The sequence below is a fragment of the Flavobacterium sp. genome (genome assembly GCF_036515215.1).
Classification (GTDB): Bacteria; Bacteroidota; Bacteroidia; order Flavobacteriales; family Flavobacteriaceae; genus Flavobacterium.
On the sequence record NZ_DATBVQ010000169.1, the window covers coordinates 1 to 17,920 of the forward strand.

15 protein-coding genes are annotated in these 17,920 nt (G+C 38.2%); 2 read left to right on the forward strand and 13 right to left on the reverse strand.

Going from position 1 to position 17,920, the window contains the following annotated elements; genetic code table 11:
- The 12 genes from VIH09_RS11355 to VIH09_RS11410 all read right to left on the reverse strand — a co-directional run.
- Positions 1 to 483 (reverse strand): DUF2157 domain-containing protein (locus tag VIH09_RS11355; RefSeq protein WP_331581028.1); only part of this gene is annotated, 483 nt, incomplete at its 3' end.
- A gap of 146 nt (positions 484 to 629) precedes the next feature.
- Positions 630 to 1,910: an argininosuccinate lyase gene (gene argH / locus VIH09_RS11360; RefSeq protein WP_331581030.1), complete on the reverse strand. Its 1,281-nt coding sequence runs from the start codon at positions 1,908 to 1,910 to the stop codon at positions 630 to 632.
- A 166-nt stretch (positions 1,911 to 2,076) separates the two neighbouring features.
- Positions 2,077 to 3,147 carry a M20 family metallo-hydrolase gene (locus tag VIH09_RS11365; RefSeq protein WP_331581033.1) on the reverse strand — a complete coding sequence of 357 codons (1,071 nt, stop codon included), beginning with the start codon at positions 3,145 to 3,147 and terminating at the stop codon, positions 2,077 to 2,079.
- Positions 3,148 to 3,195: 48 nt separating this feature from the next.
- Positions 3,196 to 3,981 carry an acetylglutamate kinase gene (argB, locus tag VIH09_RS11370; RefSeq protein ID WP_331581035.1) on the reverse strand — a complete coding sequence of 262 codons (786 nt, stop codon included), beginning with the start codon at positions 3,979 to 3,981 and terminating at the stop codon, positions 3,196 to 3,198.
- Positions 3,971 to 4,963, reverse strand: a complete 993-nt coding sequence (locus VIH09_RS11375; protein ID WP_331581037.1) for an N-acetylornithine carbamoyltransferase — start codon at positions 4,961 to 4,963, stop codon at positions 3,971 to 3,973. Before VIH09_RS11375 ends, argB begins: the two co-directional genes overlap by 11 nt.
- Positions 4,964 to 5,023: 60 nt before the next feature.
- Positions 5,024 to 5,785, reverse strand: a complete 762-nt coding sequence (proB, locus tag VIH09_RS11380; RefSeq protein WP_331581039.1) for a glutamate 5-kinase — start codon at positions 5,783 to 5,785, stop codon at positions 5,024 to 5,026.
- A gap of 82 nt (positions 5,786 to 5,867) precedes the next feature.
- Entirely contained in the window at positions 5,868 to 7,064 is a 1,197-nt protein-coding gene (locus tag VIH09_RS11385; RefSeq protein ID WP_331581041.1) for a glutamate-5-semialdehyde dehydrogenase, read from the reverse strand.
- A gap of 1 nt (position 7,065) precedes the next feature.
- Positions 7,066 to 8,205, reverse strand: coding sequence for an aspartate aminotransferase family protein (locus VIH09_RS11390; RefSeq protein WP_331581043.1), 1,140 nt, complete (start codon positions 8,203 to 8,205; stop codon positions 7,066 to 7,068).
- 124 nt (positions 8,206 to 8,329) lie between these two features.
- Complete coding sequence (argC, locus tag VIH09_RS11395) at positions 8,330 to 9,307, reverse strand: N-acetyl-gamma-glutamyl-phosphate reductase (protein WP_331581045.1); 978 nt, start codon at positions 9,305 to 9,307, stop codon at positions 8,330 to 8,332.
- Complete coding sequence (locus VIH09_RS11400) at positions 9,300 to 10,493, reverse strand: argininosuccinate synthase (RefSeq protein ID WP_331581047.1); 1,194 nt, start codon at positions 10,491 to 10,493, stop codon at positions 9,300 to 9,302. Before VIH09_RS11400 ends, argC begins: the two co-directional genes overlap by 8 nt.
- 63 nt (positions 10,494 to 10,556) lie before the next feature.
- On the reverse strand, positions 10,557 to 11,174 hold the full coding sequence (locus tag VIH09_RS11405) for a GNAT family N-acetyltransferase (RefSeq protein WP_331581049.1): 618 nt from the start codon (positions 11,172 to 11,174) through the stop codon (positions 10,557 to 10,559).
- A 574-nt stretch (positions 11,175 to 11,748) separates the two neighbouring features.
- Positions 11,749 to 13,410, reverse strand: coding sequence for an MFS transporter (locus VIH09_RS11410; RefSeq protein ID WP_331581051.1), 1,662 nt, complete (start codon positions 13,408 to 13,410; stop codon positions 11,749 to 11,751).
- A 414-nt stretch (positions 13,411 to 13,824) separates the two neighbouring features.
- Between VIH09_RS11410 and VIH09_RS11415 the strand changes: the two genes are divergently transcribed.
- Together VIH09_RS11415 and VIH09_RS11420 are read left to right on the forward strand one after the other, a co-directional pair.
- Entirely contained in the window at positions 13,825 to 15,858 is a 2,034-nt protein-coding gene (locus VIH09_RS11415) for a beta-N-acetylhexosaminidase (protein ID WP_414656156.1), read from the forward strand.
- Between the two features lie 176 nt (positions 15,859 to 16,034).
- The gene (locus tag VIH09_RS11420) at positions 16,035 to 17,660 is read left to right on the forward strand and encodes an ABC-F family ATP-binding cassette domain-containing protein (protein ID WP_331581055.1); all 1,626 of its coding nucleotides are present in this window, start codon (positions 16,035 to 16,037) and stop codon (positions 17,658 to 17,660) included.
- Between the two features lie 74 nt (positions 17,661 to 17,734).
- On the opposite strand, the gene VIH09_RS11425 is transcribed toward VIH09_RS11420, so the two are convergent.
- Positions 17,735 to 17,908 (reverse strand): hypothetical protein, encoded by a 174-nt coding sequence (locus tag VIH09_RS11425; RefSeq protein WP_331581057.1) that lies wholly within the window; start codon positions 17,906 to 17,908, stop codon positions 17,735 to 17,737.
- Positions 17,909 to 17,920 lie beyond the last annotated feature (12 nt).

Below are 17,920 nucleotides of genomic sequence, written 5' to 3' on the forward strand. Positions count from 1 at the left end.
AATAGATAAGATGCTTTTATTGTCAAAGTAGTAGGCGCAAAAGAATCCAATTGCTGTGGGAATCAAAGTGGCCAAGCCGTAATGCGTACCAAATACCGTATATTGAAATTGTAAATATCCTATAAAAATGCAGCTCAAAAGTAGTGCGGCAAGAATTAGATAGTCAAATAAGGGGTTTTCAAAACTGGTTTGACTTTTTTTAAATTTTGGGGCATTTTTAAAACTGAAATAAAAACAAATTATAGTTACCACTAGTAACAAAGTAAGAACGGCAATGTGGCCAATGCTGTCAATGTTTTCATAGATTAATATACCAACGCCGGAAGTAAACAATAAAACGGAGAGGTATAAGAAAAGTTTGAGTTCGGTATGAACAGAAAAAATATTCAAATCTCGGTGGGCCGTGATTTGATACATTTGCTCTTTGCCAATTAAATTTTTCTCAAAAAGTCTATTTGTGGCATTTTCTTCAAATCTCCCCATATTTTTTTATTATTACTTTTATCAAATATACATTATTCCTTCTTTTTTTTAACATTTGGTATCCTCTTCGTTTTACCGATTTAAATTAAGAAATAAAAAAACGCACCGTGTGACAGTGCGTTGTATTTATAAAATGGACTTGTTGTTTAATAAGCAAGATTCATTTTATCTTTTATCTCATTCAAACACAAATTGTTTATGCTTCCCTCGTGGGTGTGTTTCGTTGCCTTTGGCGATTCGTAAGTACCGTTTTCCAGCTGTTCCGCAACGGCTTTGTATGCATCCCTAAATGGTATTCCAGCCACAACCATTTCATTTAAAGTATCTACAGTAAACAAATAATTGTATTTTTTATCTGCGAGGATGTTGTCTTTCACCTTGATGTCTTTGATGGAGAAAATGGCGATATCCAAACAGGCCTGCAGGTTTTGAATCGCCGGAAACAGTCCTTCTTTCAACAATTGCAAATCCCTGTGGTAACCGCTCGGGAGGTTATTGGTGATCAAGGTGATTTCGTATGGCAAGGCCTGAATCTTGTTGCATTTACCACGAATCAATTCGAATACATCGGGATTTTTCTTGTGCGGCATGATGCTCGATCCGGTGGTAAGATGCGCAGGTAAACCGATGAAATCAAAATTCTGGCTCATATACAAACACACGTCCATAGAAAATTTAGCTAGGGTAGCGGCGACACTACTCATGGCAAAGGCCAGTGTTTTTTCGGATTTTCCACGGCTCATTTGGGCGGCAACCGAATTGTATTTTAAGGTTTCAAAACCTAAAGCTTCCGTTGTGAATGTCCTGTTGATAGGGAACGAGCTTCCGTAACCTGCAGCGGAACCCAACGGGTTTTGATCTACAATTTTCAAAGCGGCATTCAACATCGTGATGTCATCAATTAAAGTTTCGGCATAAGCAGAAAACCACATACCGAAAGACGATGGCATGGCAATTTGCAGATGCGTATATCCAGGTAACAATACATTTTGATATTTCTCGGCAGATTCCATAAGCAAATCAAAAAGTGTTTTGACTTGCTCTTTAAGCTCTTTGACAACGTCTTTTAAATACAAATTGACGTCGACTAAAACTTGGTCGTTTCTTGAACGTGCAGTATGGATTTTTTTCCCTGCATCTCCCAGTTTTACCGTCAGTAAATATTCAATTTTGGAATGTACATCTTCAAAAGTATCTTCGATTACGAAGTTTCCCTTTTCGACATCAGCTATGATTTCTTCCAAGGCCAACACCAGTGAAACGGTTTCGGCATCTGTAAGAAGCTCGATTTTCCCAAGCATTTTTGCATGTGCAATCGAACCCAATGCGTCGTATTTGGCCAAAACCAAATCCAGTTCCCTGTCGTTTCCAACGGTGAACTGTTCTATTAGTTTATCTGTCGGTATTCCTTTTTCCCAAAGTTTCATATTTTTTTTGTTTCAGGTTTAAAGTTTCAAGTTGTTGGTTTGAAACTAAAATAGTGTGTTTATTTAATTTCCAGATCCTTTAGCCCTGATAGTAGCAACATCCTTTTCCTGCTTTCTTTAAGCAGGGAAAGATAGAGCGGATAGCAGGAAATAGCTCCTAATTATTTTATTGCTTTAAAAAATCCTCGAGCATTTTGATATACAGTTGGATTCCTTCTTCTATTTCGTACAAATATATAAATTCGTCAGCCGAGTGCGATCGCAAAGTGTCTCCGGGACCCAATTTTAGCGATTTACAGCTCAAGACAGATTGGTCAGAAAGGGTAGGAGAGCCGTAAGTAGTTCTGCCCAGCGCAATTCCTGCCTTTACCAGGCCATGTGAAGCGGGGATGGAGGAGGAACTCAAATTCATGGAACGCGGCGTTACATCAGCATTGACATTTTCTTTTACGATTTGTAAAATTTCATGGTTGGTATAGCAATCGTTAACACGAATATCAACAACCAAATCACATTCTGACGGAACCACATTGTGTTGTTTTCCCGCATTAATTTGGGTAACGGTCATTTTCACCAGTCCTAGTTGCTCGGATATTTTTTCGAATGGATAGTTTTTAAACCATTCCATAACAGGAATTGTTTTGTAGATAGCATTGTCATCATTCTGGTGCGCCGCATGACTTGGCGTTCCTTTTACTTTTACATCAAGAACCAACAAACCTTTTTCGGCAATGGCCAATTGCATTAAAGTTGGTTCGCCTACAATGGCGCATTCCAGTTCAGGCAATCTCTTGAGAACGCTGTTCAATCCTTTTTTACCGCTGCTTTCTTCTTCTGCGGATGCCACCATTACAATGTTATAAGGCAAGTTTTCGGAAGCATAGAAATGTACAAAAGTGGCCAAAAGCGAAACTAGGCAGCCTCCCGCATCATTACTTCCCAAACCGTATAATTTCCCTTCTTCGACAATCGCTTTGAAAGGATCTTTTGTATAGGCTTGGTTTGGCCTCACGGTATCGTGATGGGAATTTAATAGTAAGGTCGGTTTGCTTTTGTCAAAAGTGGCGTTGTATGCCCAGATATTGTTGTTTTCTCTCTCGAAAGGAATCTCGTTTACTACAAACCATTTTTCGATTAAAGCCGCGGTGTGTTCCTCTTCGCTCGAAAAAGACGGGGTTTCAATCAGATTTTTCAATAAAGTGATGGCTTCCTGGGTGAGTGTTTCTGTGTTTTTCATATTTTATTATGTTTTGCCAGTATACTTTTTTAAGGACTTGGCTAACTTTTATAGTTCGATGCTGGTATGAATAGCGTTTGTGTTTTTTAGCATTTTGTGATGGCCAATTTTTATTTTCTGGACACCTTTTGACAGGCTGTTGAAACAGTTATCCAGTTTCGGAATCATGCCTGAGTGAATGGCTTTCTCGCTCTTTAATTTGGCATACAACTCTTGATTCATTTTTTCAATTACCGAAGAATCATCCTTGGCATCGTACAAAACGCCAGGTTTTTCGAAACAATAATTCAACGTCACTTCAAAAACTTCCGATAGAGCAATCGCCAATTCGCTGGCGATGGTATCAGCATTGGTGTTCAATAATTGCCCTTTTTTATCGTGCGTAATGGCACAAAATACAGGGACAATTCCGCTTGAAATTAAAGTTTGCAATAGGGGAGTGTTCACTTTTTGCACATCGCCCACAAATCCGTAATCGATTATGGGATGGTTTCTTTTTTCGGATTGGATTAAGTTCCCGTCAGCTCCCGAAAAACCGATAGCATTGGTATCGTTGGCCTGCAGTTGGGCAACGATGTTTTTGTTGATTTGACCGGCATAAACCATGACTACCACATCGAGCATGTTAGCATCGGTGATGCGACGGCCGTCAATCATTTGGGGAATGAGACCAATACTTTTTGCCGTTCTGGTAGCTGATTTTCCACCCCCATGAACGAGAATTTTATGACCTTGAATCTTTGAAAAATCAGAGAGAAACTGACTTAATTCCGAAGCGTCGTCAATGATGTTTCCTCCAATTTTTATTATTGATAATGGTTTTCTATTTTCCATTCTTTTTCTTTTTTTCTTCCTTTCCCTTGGAGAGGGACGGGGAGAGACTTAATATTTTTTGCAACACCAATTGCGCTGCATAGGTTCTGTTGTTTGCTTGTTCGATGACAATCGAATTGTCACTGTCCAGTACCTCGTCAGTGACTATGACGTTACGTCTTACTGGCAAACAGTGCATGAATTTGGCGTTGTTTGTCAGCGCCATTTTCTCGGCGGTAACGGTCCAATTGGGATCCGAATTGGTGATTTTCCCGTAATCAGCGTAACTGCTCCAGTTTTTGGTATAGATAAAATCGGCATTTTCAAAAGCCTTGTTTTGGTCGTATTCGATAACGGAATTTTTTGTGATTTCGGGATTTAATTCATATCCCTCGGGATGTGTGATAACAAAGTCGGAATCTTGTAACTGCATCATTTCCACAAAAGAATTGGCTACAGCCTGAGGCAAAGCTTTAGGATGCGGTGCCCAGGACAAAACCACTTTTGGTCTGTGCTTGGTTTTGTGTTCTTCGATGGTTATCGCATCTGCGAGTGCTTGTAGTGGATGTCCCGTACAGCCTTCCATATTGACAATTGGCACTGTGGCAAACTTAAGAAAACCCGCCAAAACGGTTTCGGCATTGTCCTTTTCCTTGTCGACCAAACCCGCAAAAGCCCTTACGGCAATAATGTCGCAATATTGCGACACCACTTCGGCGGCTTCCTTGATGTGCTCAGAAGCGCCTTGGTTCATGATAGCCCCGTCTTCAAACTCCAGAGTCCAGCCTTCATTGGTGAAATTCATCACCATGACGTTCATGCCCAAGTTTAGAGCTGCTTTCTGGGTGCTCAGACGAGTCCTCAGACTGGGGTTGAAAAAAAGCATCCCTAAGGTCTTATTTTTTCCCAGTTTTTTGTTTTTAAGAGGCTTCTTTTTTATTTTTAAAGCTGCCTTTACCCATTCGGAAAGGGAATCGATATTTTGTACTGATATGTAGTTCATTGTTTTATAGTTTAATCGGTAATTTGCTAAATCGTTTATTTGATTAAACAAATTACCATTTTACAAAATCTTTGTAAATGGAACAGTATTCTTTATTGCATTCAAAATAAAATTGTCTTTCAATCCATTGACCACCCAAGTTTCGATATTAGCCGCTTTTGCAATTGCGGCCGCCTCGATTTTTGATTGCATTCCGCCGGTTCCGTGGGATGATTTCAAATCACCCACTTCTTGTTGCATCAGCTGCAAATCGGTTACCAATGAAATGGTTTCAGGGATTTCATTATGAATCGATGATTTGGTGTAAATTCCATTGGTATTTGTGGCAATTATTAAAATATCCACATTCAACAGAACAGCAGTTAATGCCGCCAGTTTATCGTTGTCGCCAAATTGAATTTCGTCCGTTGCCACGGTGTCATTTTCATTGATAATCGGAATGTAATTGTTTTCGATTAAAACGTTTATGGTATTCACGATGTTGACTTTTGATTGCGCCCTTTCAAAATCAGAATATGATAATAAACATTGCGAGGTCAACAATCCTAGATCGCTGAAATTTTCGTGAAATATGCGCATCAAATGGGGCTGTCCAATGGAAGCCAATGCCTGTTTGACCATTATTTCCTTGCCGTTACTTTCCAGTTTCACAAATTGTTTTGCGGCCGCTATCGCGCCAGAACTCACAATCACGAACTCGTATTGGTCGTTTAAGGCCGCGATTTGCATCCCAATATCCTCAATCTTTCCCCTGGAAATGTGATTGGTTTCCTTGGTTAGGGTATTGCTTCCAATCTTTAATAATATTCTTTTTTTTGCCATTATTTTTTAATTTAAAAATTGAAAGATTTAAAATTTTTTTTCCTCAATCTTGTAATACTTTAATCTTTTAATCTTTCAATTTTTATCGAATCTGCCCGTCACCGTAAATATACCATTTATTTGTAACGAGATGCTGCAGGCCAATAGGTCCACGCTGGTGCAATTTATCTGTGCTTATCGCCAATTCCCCACCTAGGCCAAACTGACCGCCATCGGTAAACCGTGTCGACGCATTGTGATACACTGCCGCAGTATCAACGTTATCCATGAATTCCCGAGCGGTAACCTCATTTTTCGTAATTATGGAGGCGGAATGACCTCCACAATATTTATTTATTTTATCAATTGCTTCTTGATCAGAATTGGTTGTGCCAATAACAATTTTGTAATCCAAGAATTCTTCGTGCCAAATCAAATCGTTTTTGATACAAGGAATTTGCGTTGCGTCTGAAACCGAAGCGTCGCCCAGAACGTTGACATTAAGCAGTTGCAATTCAGTTATTAATTGCTTCGCGAAGATTTCCCAGTTGGGAAGATTAGTGTCAATCAACACTTTATCTAAAGCGTTACAAACCGATATGTTTGAGGTCTTTCCGTTAATGATGATTGCCATCGCTCGGTCAAGATCTGCTTCCCTGTTTACGTACACAAAATTGTTTCCTCTTCCGCTAACGATGACTGGACAGCTTGCGTGCTTTTTCACAAAATTGATTAGGTTTTCACCGCCACGAGGGACAATTAAATCCACTTTTTGTGTCGGTTTTTCCAGGAAAGCTTGAGTTTCCTTTCTGTCATAATTCAAATATTCGACCCATGAACTGTCAACTTCGATGTCCGTCAAGGCTTGATGCCAAAGACTGACAATCTTTTGGTTCGAAAGCAGTGATTCCTTGCCGCCTTTCAACAGGATTTTATTTCCAGATTTAAAAGCAATTCCACCCGCCTCAACAGTTACGTCAGGACGGGATTCATATATGATGAGAATGGTGCCAAAAGCAGCTGTTTTGTTGCTGATTTTTAAACCATTATCATGGATAAAATCAAAACGTACTTTACCTATAGGATCTTCTTGACTTGCCAATTGTTGCAGGGAAAGGATCATCCCGTCAATCTTGGCATCATCTACAAGCAATCTCTTTTCCATAGCCAAATCATCACCAGAATAATTGTTTAAATCCTGCTGGTTAATCGACTTGAGACTGGCCCTTTCTTGTTCGAGAAGAGCGGCCATTTTACTTAATACCGCATTTCTTTTTTCTATGGATAATAATGTGTTCATTTTATGATTTTAGTTCTGCTAATGATTCTTGCAAGGCAACGATAAAAGTATCAATTGCGTCAGTTGTAATTGTCAACGGAGGAAGGATTCTCAACAGATTTTTGTTGTTGGCACCACCTGTAAAGATGTGCTTTTCAACAATCATTTTCTTTCTCAGGGTACTTACGTCAAAATCAAACTCCACGCCCAGCATCAATCCTCTTCCTTTTACTTTTATGATTTCAGGAATCACTTTAATAGCTTCAAAAAAGTATTCCGATACTTTATTTGTATTTTCGATTAGTTTTTGATTTTCCATCACGTCCAAAACGGCAATACCGGCAGCACAAGCTAGATGACTTCCGCCAAAAGTTGTTCCTAGTAATCCGTAACTAGCTTTGAATTTAGGTGAAATTAAAACACCTCCAATGGGGAAACCGTTCCCCATTCCTTTGGCCGTTGTGACGATATCGGGATTGATTCCATGGTGTTGATGAGCAAAGAATTTTCCGCTTCTTCCGTAACCGGATTGCACTTCGTCCAAAATTAAAACGACGTCATGATCATTACAAACTTTTTCCAATTCTTGGAAAAATTCGGTTGTTCCTTGATCTAAACCACCTACACCTTGAATTGGTTCGATGATTACCGAACAAACATCACCTTTTTTCAATTCGGCTTTCACCAATTCAATTTGGTTCAAAGGCAAAAAGGTTACCGCTTGTTGGGCGTTTAATGGAGCTACAATTTTTTTGTTGTCAGTAACGGCAACAGCCGCCGAAGTTCTTCCGTGAAACGAATTGTCAAAAGCTATCACTCTCGATTTGTTTGTGTGAAAAGACGCCACTTTCAAAGCATTTTCATTGGCTTCCGCCCCAGAACTGCATAAAAACAAGCTGTAATCTGGCAGGCCAGAAGCTTTTCCTAATTTTACGGCCAATTCTACTTGTAATGGATTCTTAATTGCATTCGAGTAAAAACTCAAATCATCCAATTGCGCTTTTATTTTTGCAACGTAATCCGGTTGTGTGTGTCCGATAGAAATCACTCCATGACCGGAGTATAAATCTAAATATTCGATTCCTTTATCGTCTGTAATGATGCAATCTAACGCTTTTACAGGCGTAATAGGGTATAATGGATAAACGTCAAATAAGTTCATTTTTTTATATTTAAGGTTTAAAAATTGAATTATTTAAAGATTCATTTTTATGTTAGAATGAATTTTAAACTTACAAGATTTGCTAATTTTTAAATTATTAAATCCTTCAATCTTTTAATTTATTTTAGAATCCGGATGGTTTCAAATGCAATCCTGTGGTTTCATCCAACCCAAACATTAAATTCATGTTTTGGACCGCTTGTCCAGAGGCGCCTTTTACCAAATTGTCGATTATTGAAGTAATCAATATCCGGTTACCTTTTTTCATTAGGCTAATGATACATTTGTTGGTTTGAACCACTTGTTTCATATTGATGCTCGTAGTTGTTACTGTCACAAAAGGCTGGTCTTTATAAAAACCCTCAAATTTAGCGACCAAATCTTCCAAATTTTCATCCGTTGATGTGTAAAGAGTGGCAAAGATTCCCCTGGCAAAATCCCCTCTGTTTGGCACGAAAATTAATTCGTCAGAATACGAAGACTGCAATTGATTGACACTTTGGTTTATTTCACCTAAATGTTGGTGATTAAAAGCCTTGTAATGGGACATATTGTTTGATCTCCAGCTGAAATGTGTAGTTTCTGAAGGTGAAACCCCAGCTCCCGTGCTTCCGGTAGTCGCATTGATATGTACGTCGTCATTCAACAATCCATTTGCTGCAAGCGGCAACAGGGCCAATTGAATGGCGGTTGCAAAACAGCCCGGATTCGCGATGTATTGCGCATTTTTTATGATGGTTTTATTGAGTTCAGGCAAACCGTAAACAAAGGATTTTCCGTTGAAGTCCTTGTCATCCGTCAATCTGAAGTCGTTTCCTAAATCGATGATTTTGGTATGACTTGCAAATTGATTTTGTTTTAGAAATGAAATTGACTTTCCGTGCCCCAAACACAAGAAAACCACGTTTACATCCGGATTCACCGTGTCTGTAAAGTTCATTTCTATATCGCCCATCAAATCATGGTGCGCCACAGAAAGTGGTTTTCCCGCATTAGTTGTGCTGTAAACAAAATCAAGTTTAGTGTTAGGGTGAAACATCAAAATTCTGATTAGCTCCCCTGCAGTATATCCTGAACCTCCTATTATTCCAACATTAATCATAGCTTATGTTGTTTACCGATGAAAAAATATTTTGCGCATTTCCTAAAATCTTGATGAAACCTTTGGCATCATCTGATGTCCAGGCGTTGTTCATTTCACCATATTGTCCAAAACCGGTATTCATCAAGTCATTATCAGATTCTATTCCGTCAAGTGTAAAATGATACGGTTTAAGCGATACCGTCACCGTTCCGTTTACCGTTTTCTGGGTGTCCTCCAGGAAAGCTTCGATATTTCTCATTACGGGATCAAGAAACTGTCCTTCATGGAATAACATTCCGTACCAGTTCCCTAGTTGTTCTTTCCAGTATTGCTGCCATTTTCCAAGCGTATGTTTTTCCAGTAAATGGTGCGCTTTGATGATAATTAGGGGAGCTGCAGCCTCAAAGCCTACTCTTCCTTTAATGCCTATAATAGTGTCGCCTACGTGAGTATCCCTGCCGATTGCATAGGCATTAGCCAGTTTTTCTAAAATGACGATATTTTTGGTGGGAGCATCGATTTTACCGTTGATACCCACTAATTGTCCTCTGTCAAAATGTAAAGTTACTTTCTCTTCGCCTTCTTTTTGCAATTGCGAAGGGTAGGCTTCGCCGGGAAGCGGTTGGCTTGAAGTCAACGTTTCCTTACCGCCAACGCTTGTTCCCCAAAGTCCCTTATTGATGGAATATTGCGCTTTTTCCCAAGAATAATGTACTCCATTTTTTGACAAATAATCTACTTCTTCTTGTCTTGATAACTTCAAGTCTCTGATTGGGGTGATGATTTCAATTTCTGGAGCGATGGTTTGAAAAATCAAATCAAAACGGATTTGGTCATTCCCAGCGCCTGTACTACCGTGAGCGATAGCTTCCGCGCCGACAGACTTCGCATATTTGATCGCCTCAATGGCCTGAAAAACTCTTTCTGCGCTAACCGATAAAGGGTAGGTGTTGTTTTTCAGGACATTCCCGTAAATCAGATATTTAATGGCTTTATCGTAATATTTATCAACGATGGTAAGGTTAGCGTGTTTTGCGCTTCCCAACTCGTAAGCTCTTTCTTCAATAGCCGCCAATTCCTCATCATCAAAGCCGCCCGTATTGATCAATACGGTGTGAACTTCGTATCCTTTTTCGTTTTTCAAATATTTGAGACAATATGAGGTGTCTAAACCTCCACTATATGCTAATACTACTTTTTTCATTTTAATTGTGCTATTATTTGCTAATTACTTTCATGCCATTAGCTGGTTATCTTTTTATTCTACTTAATCTTCTAAGAAGAGAGCTTGTTTAATCTTTTTTAGTCTATTCCAAATCCGGACATTAAACGGATGCTTTGGCGGATCCTTGGGTTTGTCTTTAGGGTCGAACAACATTCCGGTGCACAAGCACATTTTGTTGTCCTTGCTTTTCAGAATTTCATAATTGGTGCAGGTTTGGCATCCTTTCCAAAAACTTGGATCCGTTGTCAATTCAGAAAAGGGGACAGGTTTGTATCCGAGCTCCGAATTTATTTTCATTACCGCCAGTCCTGTCGTGATTCCAAACACTTTAGCATTCGGGTATTTTTCCATGGAGTAGTCAAAAACTTTAGATTTGATTTTTTTTGCTAAACCTAGATTTCTATAATCAGGATGAACTATCAGTCCCGAGTGCGCGACATAATTGCTGTCTTGCCAACTTTCGATGTAACAAAAACCAGCGAAGACACCATTGTCTAATGCAATTACAGCATCCTTGTTTTCCATCTTTTTTTGGATGTATTCCGGTGTTCGTTTTGCAATTCCGGTTCCTCTCATTAGGGCAGACGATTCTATAGTATCGCAAATGATTTGTGCGTACTTAAAATGTTCTTCCTGAGCTATAATAATTGAGATATTCATTTCAGACTATGAATTTTTTGGTTAAAAAATGAGTTAGATTCAAATTTGAACACCAAAAGTTGTTGGATTGACCCGGAAAAATATAAAAATAAAGTACTGAATAACAATTGGATACAAAAGTTATCGAATAAAATGATTTGTTCTTTTTTTTAGGATATGTTAATCCAATGCTTAACAGTTGAATTTTCAAAATGGTAAAAATGAAAAATGAATAAAAATAATAAAGTAAAACTCTTTTTGGGTACTATACTAATAGCATCCGTACTTCGGGAGAAGTTGCGGTCTTGTTTATCCGTGAGATAGAAGTTGTATGTACACTTGTATTATTCATTGGCACAAAAGTACACATATTTTTAATACGCAAGCTTGAATTTTGGTTTTCTAACAAAATTTTAATCAATTGTTATTTTGAAAGAATAAATTTCCCCGTAAAAAAGGAGGTTATTAGATTTTAAAATGTCGAAAGTGATGGGCATAAAAAAACCACCAAAAATAAATTTGGTGGTTATCCTATTTTGAATTAAAAATTGCAACCCCTTTTTATATAAATAATGTTGGTTTTTTGAAGGTTATATTAGTGTGCGACACCAACTTCAACTTCATTTCCGATACCTTGTTTTTTCAGTATTGCGATTACTTTCCAACCATAGAATGCAATAAAGGCAAAACATAAAACCGGGATGAAATAAGAAGTGTGAATCCCAATAATATCAGCCAATTTACCTTGCAGCGGAGGGATAATTCCACCACCCAAAATCATCATCACTAAAAATGCAGAACCTTGAGAAGTATATTTGCCTAAACCTGCGATAGCAAGTGAGAAAATCGATGGCCACATGATACTAAGAAATAAACCGCCGCTCATGAAAGCAAAAATGGCAATTGTTCCGGTAGTGAACAGTCCGATCAACATGGCTGTCATGCCCATTAGACCAAAGATCATCAATGTTCTTGAAGGCTGATCCTTACCTAAAAAGAAACCAACGATTTGAAACACGATTACAAATGCATAAGCATACAATGGAGTAACGTCTTGTCCAGAAATGGCATTTGCAGCTAAAACTACCCCAAAGGCAACGTAAGGAACAACGATTAGCAATATTTTTTTAAGTTGATTTGAAGGGTTAAAAACAGAAATCGCGCCGGCCCAACGACCAATCATTAAACTACCCCAATACATTGACATATATGGCGCTAATGCGGGACCATCTATAGAACCGAAATCGGCAGTCTTTAACAATTCGCCAAGGTTACTTCCAATTGTCACCTCGACACCAACATAGGTGAAAAGCGCCAACATCCCCAAAACTAATTGCGGGTATTTCATCGCTCCCCATCCCTCAGCATTATTTTGCGCTCTGGTGTTGGCGAATAACAACCCAACCACAACAATCAATAATGTAGAAACGGTTAAGCCTAAGCCCAAATAGTCCTTTTCTTTATTCTCTATAAAACGACTGATAAACTCCGGATCTTCATAGCGAGAAAAGATATAACCAAATACAACCATCAAAATTACAGTAATGGCAATTAAAGTCTTCATCGCTTTGCTTGCTGGCTCAAAAGTAGAGTCGCTTTTTCCGGAAGGTAATTTTTTTGAAAAAAAGAATAGTGCCGCTGCTAATAAAAACAGCCCTCCAACGAATACATACAGAATTCTCATAGAATCCAAAGAATCTTCCTTTTGGGCAAATTCCTCAATATTAACGCCAGCAATTACTCCGAATAATGCGATCGAAACAACGATTGGACCTATCGTGGTTCCTAATGAATTGATTCCACCGGCGAGGTTTAACCTGCTAGATGCTGTATGAGCCTCTCCAAGAGATGCCGCAAAAGGTTGCGCAGATGTTTGTTGCAAAGAAAAACCCAAAGCCACAATGAATAATGCTCCAAGAATAAATAAGTAACTACCTTGTGTTACGGCTAATATCATCATTGCCGCACCAAAAGTACTCACTAACAGACCGTAGATAATACCTTTTTTGAATCCCCAGGCATTTAGGATATCCTTTTTTGCTAGACTGCTAAATATAAAAAGTAAAATCGCACCAATGTAATAGGCCCCATAAAAAGCAAAATCAATAAGCTGACTTTGAAATTGATCTAAGCCAAACTTAGCTTTACAAAAGGGTATGAAAATACCATTTGATGCACCAATGAATCCCCAAAAGAAAAACACGGTAATTAGCGTATATAACGCCGAATTATTAGACTTTGTTTGTTCTGTATTCATAATTGTCGAAGAATTAAGTTTTATGGTTAATTAATTTTTAGTTTTCAAGAGCGTAAATATATTTGTTAAGGAAATTAAAAAAAAACAATTTTGCATAAATGTCACTAAAATTGTATAATAATCACTTTTTGTTAAATAAAGTTGAATTTAATTTAACAATTCGGCTGTTTTGAATCAAGTGTTGAATTTAAGCAGTCGTTGAAAATTTATTTTACCATTGCATTGGCTAAGGGCTAACGATTTTGATTCGATCAAAATCTGAAAATAGTTGGTAGAAAGGACAAAAGTGTTTTTGAATGAACACGGTTTTTAAAAAATGCATATCTTTATAAATTAGTGCAAAACGGAATATAAATGAAAACAATTCCCGTTTTTGAACTATCAAGAAATAATATTAAAACCTACAAAAAGCACATGAGATACATTCTATTCTTTTTTTTCGTTGTTGTCAGTTCGAAAGCACAAATAAAACTCGACGATTTAAACCTGATGCCTTGGCCCCAAACGATCAATATTAAGGAAGGTAGTTTTGTCTTAAAAAACGACTTCAAAGTAAATATTACAGGAAATCCGAATTCGAGAATTTTTATCGGTGCAACCCAATTTGTCCGAAGATTGGACGGGAGAACGGGACTGTTTCTGGAACAGGCTTATCTCACCAAAACAAATGAAGTGCCCGAGGCCCAATTGCAAATAAATATTATCAGCGGTGGAGAAATTAAATTAAACGAAGACGAAAGTTACCGACTTACGGTTGAATCGAACAAAATAGCGATCAATGCCGCAACAGATTTAGGGGCTTTGCATGGTTTGGAAACGCTTTTACAATTGTTACAAAATACGAGTGCCTCATTTTATTTCCCTAACGTTGCTATTTCAGACGCACCCCGCTTTGTCTGGAGAGGATTGATGATCGATGCCGCAAGACATTTTCTGCCAGTAGATGTTATCAAAAGAAATCTGGACGCGATGGCGTCAATGAAAATGAACGTTTTCCATTGGCACCTAGCCGACGACCAAGGCTGGAGAATTGAAATGAAAAAACACCCGAAATTGAACGAGTTGTCAACGGACGGCAATTATTATACGCAGGAGGAAATCAAGAATATCGTAAAATATGCCGATGAGAGAGGGATTCTGGTTGTTCCTGAAATTGATGTTCCAGGCCATGCCTCTGCTTTACTTGCCGCATATCCTGAAATAGGGAGTAAGCTGCCCGCTGATGCGCCTTATACGGTAAAGAGAAACTCGGGCATCTATAATTCAACCTTAGACCCCACCAATCCGAAAACCTACGAACTGTTGAGTGAAATTTTTGACGAGGTATGCCCATTGTTCCCAAGTGATTATTTTCATATTGGCGGAGACGAAAATAACGGTAAGGAATGGAATTCCAATCCCAAGATTCAGGAATTTAAGAAGAGAAACAAAATGACAAGCAACCATGATCTGCAGACTTATTTTAACATGCAATTGATTCCGATGTTAAAAAAGCACAGGAAGAAATTAATGGGTTGGGAAGAAATAATGACGGAAAACATGTCCAAGGATGCCATAATTCATGCCTGGAGGGGGACGAACCAAGGTCTAGCGACTGAAGGTTCACTTGCCAATGCAGCAAGGAAAGGCTTTCAATCAGTTTTATCAAACGGATACTACATTGACTTAATGCTGGGTGTTGAAAAACATTATCTGAATGATCCGATTCCCAAAAACAGCACTTTAACTCCAGAAGAAAAGGCTAGGATTTTGGGAGGAGAAGCGGCCATGTGGAGCGAACTCGCCACACCCGTAAACATAGATTCAAGGATTTGGCCTAGAACTGCAGTCATAGCGGAACGACTGTGGTCAAGCGGGGAGGTTACTGATTTGAATAGTTTGCACAAAAGGCTAAAAACGATTTCTTTCAGACTGGAAGAACTTGGGATTACCCATATCAGAAACAAAGAAGTTATTTTAAGAAACATCAGTAACAACCAGTCAATAGCCCCGGTAAATGATTTATCGAATGTATGTGAACCACTGAAGAATTATTCCCGCAATGGCGGAGGAAAAAAATATCGCATGCATTCACCTCTTACTTTATTTGCAGATGCCTGTACCGTCGATGCCTCTGACGCTTATGATTTTGACAAGGCGGTTGACGCCTATTTAGAAGATAAAAGCATGGCGAACCAAACCCTAGTTACTGGCTTTTTTAGAAAATGGATTGGCATGAATGTGGATTTAATTAATTTAAGTGCCAATGCGCCACTGGTACAACCGCTTTTGCCATTGTCAAATAGCCTCAGTGAAATATCGGAGCAACTGCTGCTTGTGATTGAAGCAAAACAAAATGTAGAACCTACACTATTGAAGGATTTATTGGAAAAATGCAATTCTAAGAAGCATGCCGATGTAGAACTGGCGGTATATGGAAGTTTAAAAAAACTGTGTGAAATGCGATAGAGCGCTGATTGTCGAATTTTCTAAATTGATATGATCCTGACGAAATTTTTGTCGGGATTTTTTTATAGGATTTTGGATGAAATGTTAGGTAGAATCCAATTCATCGAAATGTGTCTTCATACACAAAAAAATCAGTAATTTTTTGTACTTTTGCAAAAATTTTTATAAAAATATTTATGTTAACAGTTAATAATTTATCAGTTCAATTTGGCAAACGAATTTTGTTTGACGAAGTAAATACCACCTTCACACATGGTAATATTTATGGAGTTATCGGAGCTAATGGTGCTGGAAAATCAACATTTCTTAAAATTATTTCTGGCGAAATGGATCCTACATCGGGACATATCCATTTAGAGCCAGGAAAACGTATGTCGGTTTTAAACCAAAACCACAATATGTTCGACGAGCATACCGTATTGGAAACCGTAATAATGGGGAACAAGGTGTTGTATGCCGTTAAGAAAGAAATGGACGAACTTTATCTGGATTACAATGATAAAAATGCAGATAAAATAGGGGAGTTGCAAGTTCAATTTGAAGAAATGAACGGTTGGAATGCTGATTCTGATGCTGCTTCAATGTTGTCAAATCTTGGAATAACGGAAGAACACCATTATACATTGATGGGAGATTTGGAGGGGAAAATTAAAGTTCGTGTCCTTTTGGCACAAGCGCTTTTTGGAAACCCTGATTTACTTATTATGGATGAGCCTACCAACGATTTGGATTTTGAAACGATCGCTTGGTTGGAGAATTTCCTTGCAAACTATGAGAATACCGTTATTGTGGTGTCGCATGACCGTCACTTTTTGGACTCTGTTTGTACCCACATTTCAGATATCGATTTCAGCAAAATAAATCATTATTCGGGAAATTATACTTTCTGGTATGAATCCAGTCAATTAGCAGCGAAACAGCGCGCACAACAGAACAAAAAAGCGGAAGAAAAGAAACAAGAATTAGAAGAATTTATTCGTCGTTTTAGCGCGAATGTGGCTAAGTCAAAACAAGCCACTTCTCGTAAAAAAATGATTAGTAAGTTAAACATATCGGAAATCAAACCTTCTAGTCGTCGTTATCCTGCAATTATTTTTGATCAAGAGCGTGAAGCTGGAGACCAAATATTAAATGTTCAAGGTTTGAGCGCTTCGGTTGATGGAGAGGTTTTGTTTAAAGGGGTAGATTTGAATATGGCCAAGGGGGATAAAATTGTTCTTTTTTCAAAAGATTCTCGTGCCACAACTGCCTTTTACGAAATTTTAAATGGTAATAAAACCGCAGATTCAGGTAATTTCGATTGGGGGATTACTACAAATCAAGCCTATTTGCCTGTAGAAAATCATTCTTTTTTTGAGAGTGATTTGTCTCTTGTAGATTGGTTGCGTCAATGGGTAAAAACGGAAGAAGAACGTGACGAGGTAAATATTCGTAGTTTTCTTGGTAAAATGATTTTCTCAGGGGAAGAAGCATTAAAAACATGCAGAGTGTTGTCAGGAGGAGAGAAAGTACGTTGTATGTTATCCCGTATGATGATGGAAAGAGGGAATGTTTTAATGATAGATGAACCCACGAATCACTTGGATTTAGAGTCCATCACCGCTTTTAACAACTCATTGAAAAACTTTAAAGGATCGGTGATATTCACTACCCATGATCATGAGTTTGCACAAACGGTAGGTAATAGGGTTGTTGAATTGACGCCTAATGGTGCAATAGACAGTTACATGACTTTTGATGAGTATTTGGATGATGAAAAAGTTCAAGAGCTAAGAACTAAAATGTACAATGTTAAGAAATAGATCGTCACAGTAATAAGAAATGAAAACTCTCGCTTTTGCGAGAGTTTTTTATTTAATCATATGTCGTGGCCTAACTATTTCTTGCCTAAAAACTTACTTACAATAAAAATCACAACGGCAATTATCGCAATCACTATAAAAATACCAACTCCCATTCCAGCCTTAAAGATGCCTTCAACTACTGAACAACTTGTAAATGAAACTAAAGCTATAAACAGCACTAGTAATCTTGTAATTTGATTTTGCATGATTTTTTTATT